The 18,308-nt window shown below is 62.2% G+C and carries 20 protein-coding genes and 1 pseudogene; 13 read left to right on the top strand and 8 right to left on the bottom strand.

Annotated features, from left to right (window positions below; translation table 11 throughout):
• Positions 1-186: 186 nt before the first annotated feature.
• The 3 genes from EOB36_RS14360 to EOB36_RS14350 all read left to right on the top strand — a co-directional run bounded on the left by EOB36_RS14360 (position 187) and on the right by EOB36_RS14350 (position 2,646).
• The gene (locus EOB36_RS14360) at positions 187-1,080 is read left to right on the top strand and encodes an EAL domain-containing protein (protein ID WP_095488904.1); all 894 of its coding nucleotides are present in this window, start codon (positions 187-189) and stop codon (positions 1,078-1,080) included.
• Positions 1,077-1,931: an EAL domain-containing protein gene (locus EOB36_RS14355; protein ID WP_128285094.1), complete on the top strand. Its 855-nt coding sequence runs from the start codon at positions 1,077-1,079 to the stop codon at positions 1,929-1,931. The genes EOB36_RS14360 and EOB36_RS14355 overlap by 4 nt, the downstream gene beginning before the upstream one ends.
• 103 nt (positions 1,932-2,034) lie before the next feature.
• On the top strand, positions 2,035-2,646 hold the full coding sequence (locus tag EOB36_RS14350; protein WP_095488906.1) for a glutathione S-transferase family protein: 612 nt from the start codon (positions 2,035-2,037) through the stop codon (positions 2,644-2,646).
• Between the two features lie 323 nt (positions 2,647-2,969).
• Here the strand turns inward: EOB36_RS14350 and EOB36_RS14345 are convergent, their stop codons facing one another.
• Both EOB36_RS14345 and EOB36_RS34375 read right to left on the bottom strand, forming a co-directional pair.
• Positions 2,970-3,182, bottom strand: a complete 213-nt coding sequence (locus tag EOB36_RS14345) for a cold-shock protein (RefSeq protein ID WP_023678332.1) — start codon at positions 3,180-3,182, stop codon at positions 2,970-2,972.
• A gap of 136 nt (positions 3,183-3,318) precedes the next feature.
• Positions 3,319-3,516: a hypothetical protein gene (locus EOB36_RS34375; protein ID WP_158302696.1), complete on the bottom strand. Its 198-nt coding sequence runs from the start codon at positions 3,514-3,516 to the stop codon at positions 3,319-3,321.
• On the opposite strand from EOB36_RS34375, the gene EOB36_RS14340 reads away from it, so the two are divergent.
• Positions 3,515-3,841, top strand: coding sequence for a hypothetical protein (locus tag EOB36_RS14340; RefSeq protein ID WP_095488907.1), 327 nt, complete (start codon positions 3,515-3,517; stop codon positions 3,839-3,841). The two genes, EOB36_RS34375 and EOB36_RS14340, sit on opposite strands and share 2 nt — an antisense overlap.
• Positions 3,842-3,845: 4 nt before the next feature.
• Here EOB36_RS14340 and EOB36_RS14335 read toward each other — a convergent pair whose 3' ends face one another.
• Positions 3,846-4,415 (bottom strand): methylated-DNA--[protein]-cysteine S-methyltransferase, encoded by a 570-nt coding sequence (locus EOB36_RS14335; protein ID WP_095489223.1) that lies wholly within the window; start codon positions 4,413-4,415, stop codon positions 3,846-3,848.
• Between the two features lie 181 nt (positions 4,416-4,596).
• On the opposite strand from EOB36_RS14335, the gene EOB36_RS14330 reads away from it, so the two are divergent.
• Together EOB36_RS14330 and EOB36_RS14325 are read left to right on the top strand one after the other, a co-directional pair.
• Positions 4,597-5,448: a lytic transglycosylase domain-containing protein gene (locus EOB36_RS14330; RefSeq protein ID WP_095488908.1), complete on the top strand. Its 852-nt coding sequence runs from the start codon at positions 4,597-4,599 to the stop codon at positions 5,446-5,448.
• 5 nt (positions 5,449-5,453) lie between these two features.
• Positions 5,454-5,942 carry a GNAT family N-acetyltransferase gene (locus tag EOB36_RS14325; protein WP_128285093.1) on the top strand — a complete coding sequence of 163 codons (489 nt, stop codon included), beginning with the start codon at positions 5,454-5,456 and terminating at the stop codon, positions 5,940-5,942.
• A 29-nt stretch (positions 5,943-5,971) separates the two neighbouring features.
• Here EOB36_RS14325 and EOB36_RS14320 read toward each other — a convergent pair whose 3' ends face one another.
• Complete coding sequence (locus EOB36_RS14320) at positions 5,972-6,316, bottom strand: hypothetical protein (protein WP_095489224.1); 345 nt, start codon at positions 6,314-6,316, stop codon at positions 5,972-5,974.
• 199 nt (positions 6,317-6,515) lie between these two features.
• Between EOB36_RS14320 and EOB36_RS14315 the strand changes: the two genes are divergently transcribed.
• The 3 genes from EOB36_RS14315 (at position 6,516) to EOB36_RS14305 (ending at position 8,675) form a co-directional block, all read left to right on the top strand.
• Positions 6,516-6,956: a lysozyme inhibitor LprI family protein gene (locus EOB36_RS14315; protein ID WP_095488910.1), complete on the top strand. Its 441-nt coding sequence runs from the start codon at positions 6,516-6,518 to the stop codon at positions 6,954-6,956.
• Between the two features lie 136 nt (positions 6,957-7,092).
• Complete coding sequence (locus EOB36_RS14310) at positions 7,093-7,836, top strand: DUF899 family protein (protein WP_095489225.1); 744 nt, start codon at positions 7,093-7,095, stop codon at positions 7,834-7,836.
• Between the two features lie 287 nt (positions 7,837-8,123).
• Entirely contained in the window at positions 8,124-8,675 is a 552-nt protein-coding gene (locus EOB36_RS14305) for a DUF4142 domain-containing protein (protein WP_127204727.1), read from the top strand.
• Between the two features lie 123 nt (positions 8,676-8,798).
• Here EOB36_RS14305 and EOB36_RS14300 read toward each other — a convergent pair whose 3' ends face one another.
• Positions 8,799-9,119 carry a DUF1476 domain-containing protein gene (locus EOB36_RS14300; RefSeq protein ID WP_095488912.1) on the bottom strand — a complete coding sequence of 107 codons (321 nt, stop codon included), beginning with the start codon at positions 9,117-9,119 and terminating at the stop codon, positions 8,799-8,801.
• A gap of 503 nt (positions 9,120-9,622) precedes the next feature.
• Between EOB36_RS14300 and EOB36_RS14290 the strand changes: the two genes are divergently transcribed.
• From EOB36_RS14290 to EOB36_RS14275, 4 genes and pseudogenes are all read left to right on the top strand, one after another.
• The gene (locus EOB36_RS14290) at positions 9,623-10,012 is read left to right on the top strand and encodes a DUF6152 family protein (protein WP_095488914.1); all 390 of its coding nucleotides are present in this window, start codon (positions 9,623-9,625) and stop codon (positions 10,010-10,012) included.
• A complete protein-coding gene (locus tag EOB36_RS14285) occupies positions 10,013-10,477 on the top strand; it encodes a DUF6644 family protein (RefSeq protein WP_128285092.1) in 465 nt (154 codons plus the stop codon). It abuts the gene before it with no gap.
• Positions 10,478-10,529: 52 nt separating this feature from the next.
• Positions 10,530-10,723 (top strand): annotated as a pseudogene (locus EOB36_RS35965) (Rid family hydrolase); the annotation flags it as partial.
• A gap of 275 nt (positions 10,724-10,998) precedes the next feature.
• The gene (locus EOB36_RS14275; protein ID WP_348631797.1) at positions 10,999-12,375 is read left to right on the top strand and encodes an RNA-directed DNA polymerase; all 1,377 of its coding nucleotides are present in this window, start codon (positions 10,999-11,001) and stop codon (positions 12,373-12,375) included.
• 49 nt (positions 12,376-12,424) lie between these two features.
• Here the strand turns inward: EOB36_RS14275 and carB are convergent, their stop codons facing one another.
• The 3 genes from carB to EOB36_RS14255 all read right to left on the bottom strand — a co-directional run bounded on the left by carB (position 12,425) and on the right by EOB36_RS14255 (position 18,148).
• Positions 12,425-15,922 carry a carbamoyl-phosphate synthase large subunit gene (carB, locus tag EOB36_RS14270; RefSeq protein ID WP_095488918.1) on the bottom strand — a complete coding sequence of 1,166 codons (3,498 nt, stop codon included), beginning with the start codon at positions 15,920-15,922 and terminating at the stop codon, positions 12,425-12,427.
• Between the two features lie 372 nt (positions 15,923-16,294).
• Positions 16,295-17,224: an SH3 domain-containing protein gene (locus EOB36_RS14260; protein WP_095489226.1), complete on the bottom strand. Its 930-nt coding sequence runs from the start codon at positions 17,222-17,224 to the stop codon at positions 16,295-16,297.
• Positions 17,225-17,389: 165 nt separating this feature from the next.
• Complete coding sequence (locus EOB36_RS14255) at positions 17,390-18,148, bottom strand: metallophosphoesterase family protein (protein ID WP_095488919.1); 759 nt, start codon at positions 18,146-18,148, stop codon at positions 17,390-17,392.
• Positions 18,149-18,308 lie beyond the last annotated feature (160 nt).

Raw genomic sequence — 18,308 nt, 5'->3', positions numbered from 1 at the left:
CTTTGGGGTGCAGGCGGTCCATCCAACCGCGGCGCATCTCATGTCGCATCATTCCGCCAAGCGCAAGCACTGTCGGATGAGCCAGATCTCAAATCCCCGGCAAATCCGGCAACAATAAATTCACTTACCGGCGGTAAAACCCCGAGTGGCTGGATCCATTCCGCCAGTCTCGCAAAGCGAGGAACCGTGTCGCGCAGCATCGGGCTTGCCCATATCGTCCGTCATGACGACGGCACCGCCAGCGGTGTCTGGGGCACCCATACGCTGCAGAGCGCTTTCCAGCCGATCTTCGCCTTCAGCAACGGAAAATTGTCGGTCACCGCATTCGAGGGGCTGATCCGGCCGTTCCGCGATGGCGAGCCGCAGGCGCCGATGAGTTTTTTCAACACCTGTCCGACGGTCGACCGCCTGCATATCGAGGCGCTGACAAGGACGCTGCACCTTCTGAACGCCGGTGCCAGCCTGCCGCCAGAGGCGTCCATCTTCATCAATTTCGACCCGTCCGTGTTCACCGATCGCAGCATCGCCGACAAGGCGCTGCGCGACATGCGGCTGGTGCTGCATGAGGCTGATATCGATGCGAACCGCGTCGTCTGCGAGGTGACCGAGCAGAAATCGGCGTCGCAGGAAACCCTCTACAATTTCGTCGAGGCGCTCAGGGCCAATGGGTTTCGCATCGCCGTCGACGACTATGGTGCCGATGAGTCCGACATCAACCGCATCAAGGAGCTCAGGCCTGATATCGTCAAGTTCGACGCACGCTGGATCATGCAACTGATGGAGTCCGGCGCCGGCTTCGCGCTGCTGACCGCCATGGTGGCAAGTTTCGAAGAGCAAGGCATCCGCACGGTGTTCGAGGGCATCGAGGAGGGCTGGCAGCTTGAATTGGCCGAGAAATCGGGAGCCTCGATGGTGCAGGGATTCGCGCTGGCGCGCCCGGAGCTTGCGCCGACCAGCTTTCACGTTTTCGGCAAGGACAGGCAGATGCCCGCGGCAGTGTCCAATGCCGGCGATGCGCCTGCGACTGTATCGTCCTCGCTGCGGCCGAAACGGGCTTTCGGCCGCAAGGTGGTGCCATGACCGGGCGGCACGACAGGCGGCGCAATGTCGGCGAGGCGATCTTCGCCGACGAAGTCGGGATCGAATATGGCGTCTATGGCGCGTTCCGGCTGAGGAGCGCCTACCAGCCGATTTTTGCGCCGCGCGGCAGGTTTTTGACGGCCGTTGCGGTCGAAGGCCTGATTGAACCGCACCGCGCCGGCAGGTCGGTCGCACCACCCGTGTTTTTTGAGGGCGTGCCCCTGCCGGATCGCCTGTTCGTCGAGACGATGTGCCGGGTGCTGCATCTCCGGAACTTCCACAACATCGGTGTCGACGGGCTCGACCTGTTCTTCAACTATAATCCGCTGCTCAATGATGACCCCGGGCGGGCGCTGGCCGAGATCAGGCTGATGACCAGGCATCTCGCCGAGTTCGACCTGCACCCCGGCATGCTGGTCTGCGAGATCACCGAGCAGGCGGCCGACGACAAGGTGCTCGTCAGCCTGGTGCGCGAGATGCGGCGTGACGGCATCCGCATCGCCATCGACGATTTCGGCACCGGGCATTCGACGGTAGAACGGGTCGCCCTTGTCCAGCCTGACATCGTCAAGATCGACGGCACCTGGTTTGCGGAATTCTGTCGCCATGTCGCCGCCGAACGATTCTTCCGGCCGCTGGTTTCGGCGCTGCACGACCGCGGCACCAAGGTGCTGGTCGAAGGAATCGAGAATGCCACTCGTTTGCGCGTCGCGCTGGATGGCGGCGTCGACCTTTTGCAGGGTTATCATCTGGCGCGGCCGGCGCTGGCCGGCACGGTCTTCGACGAGGAGCCGCTGCCCATCGACCGGCTGCTTGGCAGGGACAACAACGTCGTGCCGTTATTTGGATGATCTATCAGCGGCGCTGATGGTTGCGCCAAAACAAATCACTGGATCAAATCGTTGCCGCCGGGATAGAGCCTTGGCTGTCGTCGCACGAGCAATGGGAGCAAAAATGACCATACTTTATGGGATGATCGACAGCGGCAATTGCTACAAGCCGCGCCTTCTGATGGCCAAGCTCGGCATGGCCTTCACCAATGTCGAGGTGAGTTCGCATACCGGCGACACCCGCAAGCCCGACTATGTCGCCAAGAACCCGAACGCCATGGTGCCGCTGCTTGAGCTCGACGACGGCAGGCGGCTTGCCGAATCCAACGCCATCCTGCTCTATCTCGCCGAAGGCACGCGGTTCCTGCCGGCCGACAAATACGAGCGCGCACTGGCCTATCAATGGCTGTTCTTCGAGCAGTACAGCCACGAGCCCTATATCGCGGTGCGCAAGGCGCTGCTGATCTTTCCCGAACGGGCCAAGGACGCGACGCCGGAGCGGCTGGCGGTGACGCTGGAGCGCGGCAACAAGGCGCTCGGCGTGATGAACAAGCATCTGGCGGGCAGGGCATTCTTTGCCGGCGAGGCATTGAGCGTCGCCGACATCGCGCTCTACGCCTATACGCATACGGCCGAGATGGGCGGTTTTCAGCTCGACGCTTATCCGGCGGTGGCGGCCTGGCTAAAACAGGTCGAGGCGGACAAGGGGCACGTGCCGATGGAATGGCTGCCTTAGTTCTGTCCTCACTCCCGTCGCCGCTTCGCGGTTCGCTCCGGACGGGGCGCGCCACGAGGCGCGACGCCCGGTCGGGCCTTGCGGCCTTCGGCCGCGACACGAAAACCGAGCAGGGATGGAATCCAGACAGCAAAAAGGCGGGACAAAATCCCGCCTTCCATGCTTGGTAGCCTGATCGGGAGCGTCCGGTCCGGGCCGGCAGCAATCTGCTGCTTCGGCTTGTCGGGGTCTTTCCGCTCCGGTGCGCTTCTCGCGCGACTGTCAGTACATCCGTGACTTGCCGCGCGCCCCGAGCTATCGCCCGGCGCGCGCCATTCGCAAAATCAGGCTGCCTTGCTCAGAGATCCAGCGGACGACTTGCCAGTGCGGCGGTCCTGCTCGATCTCGAAGTTGATCTTCTGGCCTTCGACCAAGGTCGACAGTCCAGCGCGCTCGACTGCGGAGATGTGAACGAAAACGTCCGCGCCGCCGCTGTCAGGCTGGATGAAGCCGAAACCCTTGGTGGAGTTAAACCACTTGACCGTACCTGTTGCCATTTCGATAGTCCTTATACGTTTGCTTTAGATTGACCGAACCGAAGTCCAGCCGGTTTGTATCGAGATTTTGGAGATAGACGTCAGCAAACGCGAATATCGCGAGGCCCGGATCGATCGGCCGAAATATCAATGGACCTCATATAGTCCGCTTCTCCGCAAAAAACAAGACTTCGCGAAAAAAGGCGCTGACGCGGCGCTGCCCAACGGCCGCCCCAATCGCGTGAAAGCCTTGTAACGTCGCGTGTTGCGGTGGGTCGCATTGTTTATCGCGCACGCTGCGGGGAAGGATCGTGCCGCCTTCGAGCGTCCGGTCCTGTTTTTGGGAGAGGACCATGAAAACTGTTCTGCTTGCCGCCTGCCTGACGCTGGTGGCCGCCGAGGCGCAGGCGATCTCGCGCTATGACCCGAGCCGCATGAGCTGCGACAGGGTGCAGGCGACGATTGCGCGGGAAGGCGCCGTCATCTTGCGTTACCAGTCGACGCGCACGCCGGGGCTGCCGCTCTACGACCGCTATGTGCGGAGCCAGCGTTTCTGTAACATGGGTGAGGTCAGGGCACGGGCGTCGGTACCGAGCGCCGATACGAGGTCCTGCGTCGTCTACAAATGCAAGCGGGTGGACACAGACCGGCGTTTCCGCCGGCGCATCTTTCCGAACTAACACCCTAGAAGCCGAATGAGACCTGCGCCGGCGGCGGCGGGCCGACGCGCACGCCTTCCATCGCCAGCATCTTTTCCTTGGTGGTCGAGCCGCCCGGCGCGGAAAAACCGCCGATCTTGCCGCCGGCGGCAAGAATGCGGTGGCACGGGATGACCAGCGGCACTGGGTTGGCGCCGAGTGCTGCGCCCGTCTCACGCGCCAGCCCGGCATGGCCGGCGCGCTTGGCCAGCTCGCCATAGGTGGTGGTCTCGCCAAAGGCGAGCTTGCGCGCCGCGTCGTAGATGGCGAGGCGGAAATCGTCGACGCCGGTGAGATCGACCGGCACACCGGAGAAATCGACGTCTTCGCCGGCTGCATAGGCCTTTATCGACGCGATCAGCTCGGCAACCCATTGCGGTTGGGCGCTCGAAGCGGCGCTGCCGGTATGGTGCAAGAGCCGGCGTTCCACCGCGTCGCGGTTGCGCTGGGGCAGGCAGAGCCTCGTCAGTCCGGCTTTGCTCCAGGCGATGCCCATAAAGCCGATCACGGTTTCGAAGACCGCGTGGCCGGCGGTGGCTTGAGGGGTGCTTTCCATGATGTGCTCCTTTCCGAAGAAACGGATGGGAATCCAGTACATATCGAGAACGAGATATCGCATTTTCAGGTTATTGTCGCCACCCGAAAACCATCCGAAGTCCACAACAGGCTGCGGATTGCGGGGGGAAAGGTGCTGGTGTAAGGATTTTCTTAACAGACGAACCGGACCCGAGCGCGGCTTGCCAGCAAAAATCATCTTTTCCGCGATCGGCGTGATGCTCGCTGCGGCCGGCCTCAGCGGCTGCACCTCGACCTCGCAGACGAAGCCGGTGCCTTCCCTGACTGAAACCGCCGCCGCAGGCTCTGATGTCGGCTTTACGCTGGTGCTGCCCGACACGGTTTCGGTGCTGCCGGAATCGTCCGGCGTCGCGCCTGTCCAGACGGCGGCGCTGGCTGTCGACCCCACCGCGACGCCTGCCCAGCCAGCCGCCTTCGCCGGCCCGACCCCGTTGGCCGCAACTGCGCCTGCAGCCTTGGCGGGCGACGCCACGCCACCTGTCCATGCGACGGCCGCTGTGGCCATGCCGGTCACTGGCGAAACAAGCAAGACGATGCCCGGCGTGCAGCAGGCCGCCTATGTCGTGCCTGAAGATCCGTCCGACCTGCTTTCGACCAGCCCTGCCAAGGAGTACGCGACGGGACCGCGCGGCGAGATCGAGCGACTGATCGAGAAATACGCCGCCCTTTATGAGGTGCCGGTCGATCTGGTGCGCCGCGTCGTCAAGCGCGAGAGCACCTTCAATCCCAAAGCCTACAATCGCGGCCATTGGGGGCTGATGCAGATCAAGCATGCGACGGCGCGCGGCATGGGCTATGTCGGGCCGGCGAGCGGGCTGTTCGACGCCGAGACCAATCTGAAATATGCGGTGAAATACCTGCGCGGCGCCTGGCTGGTGGCCGGCGGCAACGCCAACCGCGCCGACCGGCTCTACCAGAGCGGCTATTATTACGACGCCAAGCGCAAGGGCATGCTGGAAGAAACCGGCCTTGGCCGCGACCGCGCTCGGCGTCGCCTGCAGCCCGATGCCTGACCACCATGCCTGAGCCGCGCCCGCTGGCGCCAAACGACATAAGACTGCGCAAGATCCTCGACGACACGCTTGCCCCGCCGCGCTGGCCGGAAGGCTTCGTCATGCGCGGGCTCGAGGCCACCGACGCGCTCGCTTTGCATGCGCTGCTGACCACCGTGTTCGACGATGGCGCCGACGGGCCGTTCGACGAATGGTGGCCGCGCGTTTCAAACGACGCGGAATTCGATCCTGCTTTGTGTTTCCTGGTCATCGACAGCAAGGGTCGGCTGGCGGGCGCGGCGCTGTGCTGGACGAGGGCGTTCGTGAAAGACCTTGCCGTCCACCCCGAGGCGCGCAGCCGAGGCATCGCCGAAGCGCTGATGTGGCACGTCTTCGCCGCCTTTCGCGCACGGGGCGCTGCGCATGTCGATCTCAAAACCAACACGGTTGAGAATGCCGCCGCCGTCAGGCTCTACGAGCGGCTGGGGATGTTCGAAGTCGACTGGGAAGGCTAGAGCCCGAGACGAACCTGCTTTGTTGCCGTTCAGATGTCGGGCGCGTTGCCGATCTTCTGCTTGACGCCGAGCGCCCAGGCGCGGCCTTCGTCGCCACCCCATAAAAGCCAGGCAATATAGCCGGCCGACGGATCCTGCTCATTGCCGGAATTGCGGCCGTTCTTGTCGACCTTATGGCGAGCGAAGTAGCTGACCATGCGCCGGACGGTGGAGGGCGAAAGCTTTTGCCGGTTCTTGAGCTGGGTGGCCCGCGCCACGCCGATCTCGGTCCCGCCGCGGCCAAATATGCCGCGCAGCCTGAGGCCCATGGCGGCGTTGTCTGCGACGATCTGCGGGCAGCGCAGGTCGATTTCGTCATTGTCGGCTTCGCGCATGGTTTTCTCCGATATGGACTTATAGTCCTGAACGAAGAATGCAGTGAGATGCATCCCGTCCCCGCAACACTATTGCTTCGCAGCCGTCGGAGCCGGCCTGAAAGGAACTGTCCACCAAGGCGACAGACTGCGTCTTGCCTGTATTCGTCTCACGGTTAAGCTTTGTTACAGCGGGAGCTTTCGAAATCGGAGAAACACGATGCGGCTTTTGCATTCCAAAACGGGTCTGGCCAAAACCGGTCTCGCCACCTTGATCCTCGCCGTTCCGCTGCTTGCCAACGCGGCGCGTGCCGACGATTGCGCCAACGCGCAGGACCAGGCGACCATGAACGAATGCGCCGGCAAGTCGTTCACCGAAGCCGACAAGAAGCTCAACCAGGCCTACAGGCAGATCGAGGGGCGGCTGAAGGACGATGCGGCGACGAAGAAGCTGCTGGTAGGCGCGCAGCGCGCCTGGGTCGCCTTCCGCGATTCCGAATGCGCTTTCCAGGGCGGCCCGCCCGATATGGCCGGCAGCATGTATCCGATGGTCATCGCCGGCTGCAAGGAGAGCCTCACCAACAATCGGCTGAAGGATTTTCAGGGCTACCTCAATTGCCAGGAAGGCGATACGAGCTGCCCGGTGCCGACAGCGCCGTAGCTGAAGCGGCAGCCCAGATTTTATCGCATCGCGGCCGGCGCAAATGTCGGAACCGCCTCCGTTCCCGCGTCTTTGAGAGGCAAGGCGTGTTGCCGCGTGCGGCGCGCCGCCAAAAGCACGGCTGATGGAGATGACGATGATCACTTTTCCCAACGAATCCCAGGAATACCGCGCCGCCCGCGAAACGCTGCTGCAGAAGGAAATCGAACTGCGCCGCGCCATGGAGGATGTGGCCGTCGCCCGTCGTGCCCTGCCGCCTGGCGGGCTGGTGCCTGAGGACTATGTGTTCGACGGGCTTGGCCCGGATGGCAAGCCGGCCCGCATAACACTGTCGGAGCTGTTTTCGCCTGGCAAGGACACGCTGATCGTCTACTCGATGATGTTTCCGCGCCATCCGCAGGAGACGCGCGACGTGGCGACGAGTGGCGGCACGGCCAAGCTCGCGCGGCCGGACCAGCCATGTCCGTCGTGCACGGCGCTGCTCGACCAGTTCGATGGCGCCATTGGCCATCTGGAGGCCGCCGGCTTCAATTTCGCCGTGGTGGGCAAGACCGCGCTCGAAAACCTGATCACGCTTGGCCGCGACCGCGGCTGGACGAACATGCGGCTGGTCTCCTCGGCCGGCAACAGCTTCAAGCGCGACTACCACGCCGAGGCCGACGATGGCGCGCAGTTGCCGATGCTGTCGGTGTTCCATCGCGACGCCGACGGCATCCGCCATTTCTGGAGTTCCGAGCTTGGCTTCGCGCCGTCCGAACCCGGCCAGGATCCGCGCGCCGTCGGCACCTGCGAGCCCTTGTGGAACCTGATGGATTTCACGCCGGAGGGCCGGCCGAACTGGGACGAGCAACTGCAGTATGCCGGCGCGTGCTGCCACTGAGGCGGGCCTTCCCTTCTCCCTTGTGGGAGAAGGTGGATCGGCGCGCTAGCGCCGAGACGGTAGAGGGGTGTTGGAAGAAATGAGGCGTTGGCAATTGTGCGTCTCTCGGCGTTGATGGGCGGTTGTGAGTGGGCGTAACGCCAAGCTGGAACACCCCTCATCCGACCTCGCTGCGCGAGGCCACCTTCTCCCACAGGGGGAGAAGGGAGGACGCTCCAATCTCCGCGCAACTTCGCCGCTTGAGTCGCGTTGGAACTCCGAGGACACATGAAACCCCGGAGGTTCCAATGAGACCGCATCTTGCCATTGCCGCACTTGCCCTGCTTGCTGCAACGTCGGCGGCCTTCGCCCAATCCGCAGCGCCGGCCGATTTACCTGCTGTCGGCGAAACCAAGATCGACACCGAGACCTTTACCAAAACCGTCCCCAGCGCCAACCGGTTCGAGATTGAAAGCAGCAAGCTGGCCGAACAAAAGAACGTCGCCGCCGATGTGAAGGATTTCGCCTCGCTGATGGTTAGGGATCACACCAAGGCTGGTGAGGATTTCAAGGCAGCTCTCGAACAGAGCCAGACCACCGCCTCGGTGACACCGAGCGGCCCCGCTTTGTTGCCGAAAGACCAGGCGATGCTGGACCAGCTAAAGACCCTCGACGGCGATGAATTCCAGGCGAAATACATCGTCCTGCAGACCGAGGCGCACAAGCAGGCATTGGCGCTGTTTTCCACCTATGCGCGGTCGGGCGAAGACCCGGCGCTGAAGGAATTCGCCAAGAAGACGCTACCGACGCTGCGGATGCACGAAGAGCGCATAAAGGATTTGGTGGCCGCCCACAGCTAGTGCATGTCGCCCAAAAGCATGCCCTCGGGCCTGACCCGAGGGTGCGCAGCGGTTTTGGGATAACGACATGCATAAAACAAGAACTTAAAGCGCGTCGCGATGCGCTTTAAGCTGGCGCTGCTCTCAGCTGGTTTTGATCTGCTCGACCGCGGTCACCAACAGTTCGGCCATGGCGCCGCGAATCTGATGATCCGACTGGGCGACGCCAGCCGCGTCGAAATCGGCGCGTACCTTGCGGAACACATCGTCGTCGCCTGCCTCTTCGAAGTCCGCGCGCACCACCTCTTTCGCATAGGCGTCGGCGTCCTCACCGGTCTTGCCGAGCTTTTCGGCGGCCCACAGGCCGAGCAGCTTGTTGCGCCGCGCCATGGCCTTGAACTTCGTCTCCTCGTCCATCGCAAACTTCTTTTCGAAGCCTTCCTGACGGTCTCTAATACTGCTCATGGTTTGCCTCGTTCAGGTGTTAAGTCTCCGACCTTCATCCGATGGAGAAGAAGAGCGGCAGGCCGAACATGGCGTGCATATACGTCATAAGCAAGACCGGACCGTTCATTCCGCGGGACAATCGCTGCAGACAAAACTGGCGCTCGACTGACCAATTGTCGATGTCGGTGCCGCCCCTCATCCGCCTGCCGGCACCTTCTCCCCGTATAGGGACGGGGAGAAGAGGCTGGCCGCAACCTCGGCACGTTTTCTGCATCGCTGGAGATTGGCGAAATCCTTTGCGAAAGCGTCTTTCTCCCCGTCACTATACGGGGAGAAATGCCCGGCAGGGAATGAGGGGCAGCGCCAACCTGAAGCGATTGCCTGTCGGCGATCGATCGGCCGGCGCCTGGGCGAACGGTCCATAGCGGTCATGGCCGACAGCCTTCGCACCGATGTGATTTGACGTTACCGCGCGGCGACCTACTCTCGAATACTGACGGGATGAGCCGAGGAGGCGAGCGATGCAGTCACCTTTCAACGGGATTCGGAACGTCACGCTGGCAGCGGCAGTGATCCTTGCCGCCGGCACCGCGGCTTACGCCCATCACGGCTGGTCGTGGACCGAGGACGGGTTTTTCGAACTCCGGGGCAAAATCACGGCCATCTATATCGGCAATCCGCACGCCACGCTGGATGTCGACGCAGAGGGAGAGGTCTGGAGGGTGGAGATGGCGCCGCCGTCCCGAACCATTGCCGCCGGCTTCACGGAGGAGGTTGCCAAGATCGGCGACGAGGTGACCGCGATCGGCCACCGCTCGCTCGACGAGGCCGAAAAGCGCATGAAAGCAGCCCGCGTCATTGTCAACGGTAAGGCTTATGACGTCTATCCCGACCGTGTGCCGCCGGCTTGAATGGACGAGTTCCTCGCCGGCATCGAGCAACTCGCCTTCGTGCGGGCATTGAAGGCCTCATTCGTCGCCTACCCCATAGTCAATGCGCTCCACATCATGTCGATCGGCGCGCTGCTGACCAGCGTCTGGCTCATGGACCTCAGAGTCCTCGGCGCCTTCCGCTCACTGCCGCAGGCGGCGTTCGTCGCGTTGCTGCGCCGCACCGCATTTACCGCGTTCGCCAGCGCGCTTGTCACGGGGTCGCTGCTCTTCTCAGTCAGGGCGAGGGAGTATGCGGCGATGCCGATTTTCCTCACCAAGATGACGCTCATCCTCCTCGCCGGCGCCAACTTCCTCGTCTTCATGCGCCGCGCAAAAGGCGGTGACGAGCCGGCCGGCGGGACCGTCACCATCCTGGCGGCGCTTTCGCTGGTGTTGTGGACGTCGGTGCTGTTCGCGGGACGGTTTATTGGGTTTCTCAACTGAGGGGCGAGCGGCGGAACTGGCCCTCCCAAGGCGGGCAGACAGCTCCCTGCAAATGGTTTCAGGCGAGATGGTGCGCGGCGACATCGAAACGCAGACCGAGGCGTCGCTGAGGGCGCTGAAACATTGCCCGGAGGCGGCGGGCAACCTCGCTGGATAATGTTGTGATGGTGCGTATCTACGCCGTCAACTCCGGCGTTCAACAACGCCGTCAACCGGATTTATGCGAAGTATCTCAACGTGAACCCCCGGTCGAACGCCCTGAGCCCGTGAAGGGCTGGGAATTCCTGGCACAAGTTTTCACTTGTCTTTCAAGTAAACTAGTCTTCAGTACCGATGGTTGCGACGTATTCAAATACCTAGCGCTACGCATTGCTTGGGGGGCCATATTGACGAAATTGACGGAAGACAGTCTCGATTTTGCGCGCCGTCATCTTGAGCGCTTTGAGGACAGTGATTTCTTTCCCAGGTTGCCGGCATACCAAGCTGTATGGGCTGACTGGGAGAATGTACGTGATCGCCTTATGTCATCTAATGTCAAGAAGCTTCCAATAGTTCCCGCAGATTCGATGCCAGTGGCTAAGGGAAAGTGTTCGTATAGAATTGTTCATCAACTGGACCCGTTGACATGTCTTAGTTATACGGCCTTAGCCTATCGAGTTGGACCGGTAATCGAGGCTGCCAGAGTCCCGGCTAGCCAAGGGGTTGCATTTTCGAATAGATTTTCACCGTTAGATGGTGCGTTTTTCTCGTCGGGCACCGGCTACGATGAATACAAGGAGAAGTCACGACAGCTCGCAAATAATCATGAGTTTGCCGCGACTGCTGACATTTCGGATTTCTTTAACCAGATTTATTCTCATCGCGTGCGCGGCTCAATAGAAGCTGCCGATCCCCGCTTGGATGAGGTGGCGCAAGATTTTGAATCAGTTATCCATTCAATAAATGCTGGCGCTTCAAAAGGGATACCAGTTGGGCCAAACGCTAGCAATTTAATTTCTGAGGCAGTTTTAATCGATGTAGATCAGCTTTTGATACGAAATGGATTTAAGCACGTTAGATATGTAGATGACATTCGAATGTTTGACAACGATAAGTATTCACTTCAATATGCTATAGAGCTATTGTCAATTTATTTATATGAAAACCATCGACTTAACCTTAATGGCAGAAAAACTAACATATATTCTCGGGAAGAGTTTTCGGAAAAAGTACTCCAAGATCATATGGATACCGAAACCAAGGCCGCGATGCAGAGGATATCGGCCCTTGATCCCTATGGTGAGCACGCCGACGTAGAAATTGGACCGGCACTAAGCGCCGAAATTCTGGATGAAACTGGGCGGACAATTAGAGAGAAGTTTAGTGCTGATGGGTATGTCGATCTTAATCTGATCAAGGCGTATATCAGGAGAGCCCGTGCCAGCAATTCTGATCAGTTTATCGATGTTGCGAGCGCTTCCCTTGATGCTTTCCTTCCCGTCTTTCATGAGCTTGCGAAGGCTCTGGACGGTGTAATTCAGTCTGGAGGGCATGAGATTGCCTTACCGCTAATCAGGCAGATCGCGGTATCTGGATACTATCGACGACAGGCTGTGCGCCGTTGGTGGGATTGGATTTGTGCTGGTAGTGCTAATCTGTTGCAGATCAGGCCGATCCAAAACGCCGTGTTCTCAGGAGAGATTCGTTCGCAAGCGAGAGCGGCTGTTTCTCTTAAGGACTTGGCTTGGGTGCGTTCTCACCGTTCAAGTTTTATGCAGTTTGCACCGATGGATCGAGCAGCTGTAGTGGGTGCAATGGAAATACTCGGGCGTGATGAGAGAAAAGCGATACTCAATCAGATAGACGACACACATGCCTCTCCAATTGACTTAGCAATGAAAAGATTTGTCCTTAGGTAATTTGGAGCGTGGCCGTTGCCGATGCTCCCCAAGGAGATCAGCCAATCACCTAGGCAAAATACTCCTGCAGCGGCCTCACTTCCAGGTTCCCCGCCCGCAGCGCCGCAATCGCCTCCGCCACAGCGGCCGCGCCCGACAGCGTCGTGTAATACGGCACTTTCTGCATTAGCGTCGCCCTGCGCAGCGATTTGGAGTCCGACACGGCCTTCTGGCCATCAGTCGTGTTGAAGACGATCTGCACCTGGCGGTTGCGGATGGCGTCCTCGATGTGCGGGCGGCCTTCCAGCACCTTGTTTATTTTCTCCGCCGCGACGCCGTTCTCGGCGAGGAAGCGAGCGGTACCCGAGGTGGCCAGCACCTTGAAGCCCTGGCCGGCCAGGCGCTTGACCGCCGGCAGAATGCCCTTCTTGTCCTCGTCGCGCACCGAGACGAACAGCGTGCCCGCGCGGGGGAGATCAACACCCGCCCCTAACTGGCTCTTGGCGAAGGCAAGCGCGAAGTCGCGGTCGAGGCCCATCACCTCGCCGGTCGAGCGCATTTCCGGTCCGAGCAGGATGTCAACGCCGGGGAAACGGGCGAAGGGGAACACCGCTTCCTTGACCGCGATGTGGCCGGGGTTACGCGGGTCGGGCATGGCGCCGTAATGGGCGAAGGCATCTTCCAGGCTCTCGCCGGCCATGATGCGGGCAGCGATCTTGGCTATGGGACGGCCGATGGTCTTGGCGACGAAGGGCACGGTGCGCGACGCGCGCGGGTTGACCTCCAGCACATAGACGGTGCCGTCCTGGATCGCATATTGCACGTTCATCAGCCCGCCGACGTTGAGCGCACGGGCAAGTGCGGCCGTCTGGCGCTCCAGCTCGTCGACGAGCTCCGAAGGCAGCGAATGCACCGGCAGCGAGCAGGCGCTGTCGCCCGAATGGATGCCGGCCTCCTCGATATGTTCCAGGATGCCGGAGACGAACGTCGACTTGCCGTCGCACAGGCAATCGACATCGACCTCGATGGCGCCCGACAGGTAGGTGTCGAACAGCAGCGGGTTCTTGCCCAGCAGCGTGTTGATCTGGCCGGTCTTGTCGTTCGGGTATTTCTGCTTGATGTCCTCCGGCACCAGGCCGGGCACGGTGTCGAGCAGGTAGGATTGCAGCATGCTTTCGTCGTGGATGATCTGCATGGCGCGGCCGCCGAGCACATAGGACGGGCGCACGACCAGCGGGAAGCCGAGCTCGCCGGCAACGAGGCGGGCCTGCTCGACCGAATAGGCGATGCCGTTCTTCGGCTGGCTGAGGCCGAGCTTGTGCAACAGCTTCTGGAAGCGGTCGCGGTCTTCGGCCAGATCGATCATGTCGGGCGAGGTGCCGAGGATCGGAATGCCGGCCTTCTCCAGCGCGTCGGCGAGCTTCAGCGGCGTCTGGCCGCCGAACTGGACAATGACGCCAACCAGCTCGCCTGACGCCTGTTCGGCGCGCAGGATCTCCAGCACGTCCTCCGGCGTCAGCGGCTCGAAATAGAGCCGGTCCGACGTGTCGTAGTCGGTCGACACGGTCTCCGGGTTGCAGTTGACCATGATCGCCTCGAAGCCGGCGTCGCGCAGCGCAAAGGCGGCGTGGCAGCAGCAATAGTCGAACTCGATGCCCTGGCCGATGCGGTTCGGCCCGCCGCCGAGAATGACGACCTTCTTGCGCGACGAGACCTGCGCCTCGTTGGCGAGCGCGCCGGCGAAAGGCACCTCATAGGTCGAGTACATATAGGCGGTGGGCGAGGCGAACTCGGCCGCACAGGTGTCGATGCGCTTATAAACCGGATGAACGTCGAGCTTGTCGCGAATCTTCTGGATCTCTTCCACGTCTTTCCTGACCAGGGACGCGAGGCGGGCATCGGAAAAACCCATCGCCTTCAGCATGCGCAGATTGGCGGCATCCTCGGGAATGCCGTGTTCGCGAATGCGATCCTCCATGGCCAGGATGCCGGCGATCTGTTCGAGGAACCACGGGTCGATCTTGCACATGGCGTGCACGTCTTCCAGCGAGGTGCCCATGCGGATCGCCTGCGCCACCATGCGTAGCCGGTCCGGCGTCGGCGTGCCGAGAGCGGCTCGGATGGCGTTGCGGTCGTCGGCGTGGCTGGCCGCGCCGTGCGCGATGCCGGGGATCTCGATCTCGTCGAGGCCGGTCAGGCCGGTTTCAAGCCCACGCAAAGCCTTCTGCAGCGATTCCTGAAAAGTGCGTCCGATGGCCATGACCTCGCCGACCGACTTCATCGCGGTGGTCAGCACCGGCTCGGCGCCGGGAAATTTCTCGAAGGCAAAGCGCGGGATTTTTGTCACGACGTAGTCGATCGACGGCTCGAACGAGGCGGGCGTCGCGCCGCCGGTGATGTCGTTCTCCAGCTCGTCCAGCGTGTAGCCGACGGCGAGCTTTGCCGCGATCTTGGCGATGGGGAAGCCGGTCGCCTTGGAGGCGAGAGCCGACGAGCGCGAGACGCGCGGGTTCATCTCTATGACCACTAGGCGACCGTCGGCCGGGTTGACGGCGAACTGCACGTTGGAGCCGCCGGTCTCGACGCCGATCTCGCGCAGCACGGCGATCGAGGCGTTGCGCATCATCTGGTATTCTTTGTCGGTGAGCGTCAGGGCCGGGGCGACGGTGATCGAGTCGCCGGTGTGCACGCCCATCGGGTCGATGTTCTCGATCGAGCAGACGATGATGCAGTTGTCGGCCTTGTCGCGGACAACCTCCATCTCGTACTCCTTCCAGCCGAGCACGCTTTCCTCGATCAGCACTTCGGTGGTCGGCGAGGCGTCGAGGCCGGACTGGACGATCTCGTAAAATTCGGCGCGGTTGTAGGCGATGCCACCGCCGGTGCCGCCCATGGTGAAGGACGGGCGGATGATGGCGGGCAGGCCGACATGGTCGAGCGCCTGCGCGGCGATCGCCATGCCGTGGCTGATATAGCGCTGCTTGCGGTCGCCCTCGCCAAGGTTCCAGCGCGTTTCCAGCGCGTCAAGCGCGGCGTCGAGGTTTTCGGGCTTCTCGGCCTTCAACGCGGCGCGCTCGGCCTCGTGCGTCTTGCGGTCGGCGTTCTTAACGTCGGTGGCGTTGGCCAGCATCGACTTCGGCGTTTCCAGGCCGATCTTCTTCATCGCCTCGCGAAACAGCGCCCGGTCCTCGGCCTTGTCTATTGCCGTGGCGTCGGCGCCGATCATCTCGACATTGTAGCGTTCGAGCACGCCCATGCGACGCAGCGACAGAGCAGTGTTGAGCGCGGTCTGGCCGCCCATGGTCGGCAGCAGCGCGTCGGGCCGCTCCTTGGCGATAATCTTGGCCACCACTTCCGGCGTGATCGGCTCGATATAGGTGGCGTCGGCCAGCTCCGGGTCGGTCATGATGGTGGCCGGGTTGGAATTGACCAGGATGACGCGAAAACCCTCTTCCTTCAGCGCCTTGCAGGCCTGGGTGCCGGAATAGTCGAACTCGCAGGCCTGGCCGATGACGATGGGGCCGGCCCCGATGATCAGGATCGACTTGATGTCGGTGCGTCTTGGCATATCGAGGGTCCGTTCGGCAGGCGGCTTGCACGAAAAACCGGACGGGAAGACCCGGCCGGTTGTGCTCGCGATTCTGGTATCAGGCTAGGAGGGCCTTATAGGGAAGAGTTTTGCCTGATGTAACCCCCTAAAATGCGGGTTTATGCGAGGCTTGCTCCAACCGAGCAAACAAGCGCCTCATTCCTTCGCGCCCCCCTCTGTCCTGCCGGACATCTCCCCCACACGGGGGGAGATCGGCCTTCATCTTTGATTTCGCCAACAGCCAACCTCGAAAAAGAGGCGCTGTCGGCGAAACAGCCAATCTCCCCCCTCGTGGGGGAGATGTCCGGCAGGACAGAGGGGGGCGCGGTCCCTCCAGCGTTTCGAATCTGCCTAGCCTCCGGTCGCCAAAGCATCAGGAATCTCGAAGCGTTCGGAAACGCCGACACGGATCAGGTTCAGGCTGCCCTCGCGGGTGTAGCGGAATTCGCCTGATGCATTCGAGCCGGCGGGCCGACCTGCCTGAAAGCTGATGACGCGCGTGCCGCCATCGGGCCAGGTCACGGTCACCTCGGCTTTGCCGTCGGCCAGCCGCTCGACATTGGCTCCGCATCTGGTCATCGGCTGGCCGACATAGCGCGCGCAAGGAATCTCGTTGCGGGCACCAGGGACTGGCGGCCCTGGCGGCTGCAGCCGCGCAACGGTTTGTGCATCGGCCGGAGGCGCCGCATTGGCGGCGCGATTCTGGATGGCGTCCTCCGTTGCCGCGAGCGGCGGCATCTCCCCGGTCGACGGACTTCCGCTGGCCGCGAGCGCCAAGGCATCCTCGATGGCGGCCCTGCCGATTGCCTCAGCCGCTGTCACCGTGGTTTCCTGACCGGCCGCGCCCAGGCGCGCTGTCAGGTCTGGCAGCGGCTGATCTGCAATTGCCGGGTTCGAGGCCTCGGCTGCAGGGGCCGTGCCTTCGCCGGCCGTTTCGGTATCCTCATCCGCAACGGCCGCCGGATTCTCGGGGTTCAGGTAGCGCGCGGGAGCCCATCCGGTCAGTTGCGGGTTGTCGATTTCTGCGACCTTGCACCAGCGGTAACCATTGACGTCGTTGCAGCCGAGATTGTTCACGCTCGTACCATTCGGCAGTCGAGCCTTGATCTTGCCCATCGCCGATGCCGTGGCGCGGACGTTCAGGAGATCGCCTGGTGCGAGGTCCGTCACGATGGAAACGAAAGGCGCCTCCTCGGCCCTGGCCGGCAGCAGCGCCGTCAGCAGGAGAGGGACGGCAATCAGCGCGTACAGCGTCGTTCGGAGCGTAACTGTGCGCCTCATCATTTTGGCCGTGGCGATAGATGCATTTCCGAAGGCGCGGCCAGGCACCGAAACGCCACCGCATGCCAGGTCGATTTTATAAGGGACGACATGGCGCTATGTAAGCCCGAAAATGCGGCCCCGGCATGAAGGCGGTTCAGCCTGAGGTATGAACGCGCTCCGCGTTCAGCCCGGCATAAATCCGGTTCGCAGCGCGTGGGCCCATTCCGGCCGTCCCGCCTGTTCGGCCTGCCGCGCCGCCGCCTCGTGGTCATAATCGACGGCGATGGCCTCGAAGCGGTCGGGGCGGCCCGGCTCGCCCAGCTCGACGATGCCGTAGCGGGCGTGCGGAGAGCCTTGCTCGGAAACATGCGCCGGTGGTGTCGAATCGTCATAGGCGGGACAGCCGATGCTGCCCGGATTGAAGACGACCGGGCCGTCGGGGATACGGATCAGCTCGCTGCGGTGGCTGTGGCCGCACAGCACGATGCGGCAAGCGGGATCGAGCGGGGCCAGCCGTCGCTTGATGGCGGCCAGCGGTGCGCGCACCAGCCGGCCGTCGGCTATCGTATCGGTCAGATATTTTTCGTCATGGGCGGGCCGGGCATGGAAGGCAGTCACCCCAGGCGCGATCTCCAGCGTGAGGGGCAAGGCGAACAGCGCCTCACGCTGAGCCGATGTCAGCCGTTCCTGCGCGTAGCGGTCGGACGGCCACATGGTTTCATCGGCGGTGTCGCGGGCGACGCGGCGATCGTGATTGCCGCGCACCGTCGGCAGGGCGAGCGCTTCTAGCCGCTCCATGGTTTCGCGCGGCCAGAGCGGGCCGGAGACGCAATCGCCGAGATTGACAACGAGGTCGGCGCCGCCGCGCTGCTGCAGATCGTCGAGCACGGCGTCCAGGGCGAGGACGTTGCCGTGGATATCGGCGAGGACGGCAATGCGCATATGGTTAGCTCCGTTGGGGTCGAATGACCAGTCGGGAAGGGCGGACCTGGCAGGACTTTGGTCCTCTCCCCTGTTACACCAGGACTATCGCAGGTGGAAAGCCGAGGGGAAAGTAAAGGCGCGCGGCAGCGTTCCCTCCACCTTGTGGGGAGGGTTAGGG

This window comes from Mesorhizobium sp. M6A.T.Cr.TU.017.01.1.1 (genome assembly GCF_004023115.1).
GTDB lineage: Bacteria > Pseudomonadota > Alphaproteobacteria > Rhizobiales > Rhizobiaceae > Mesorhizobium > Mesorhizobium mediterraneum.
This window is presented reverse-complemented; position numbering and strand designations above follow the sequence as displayed.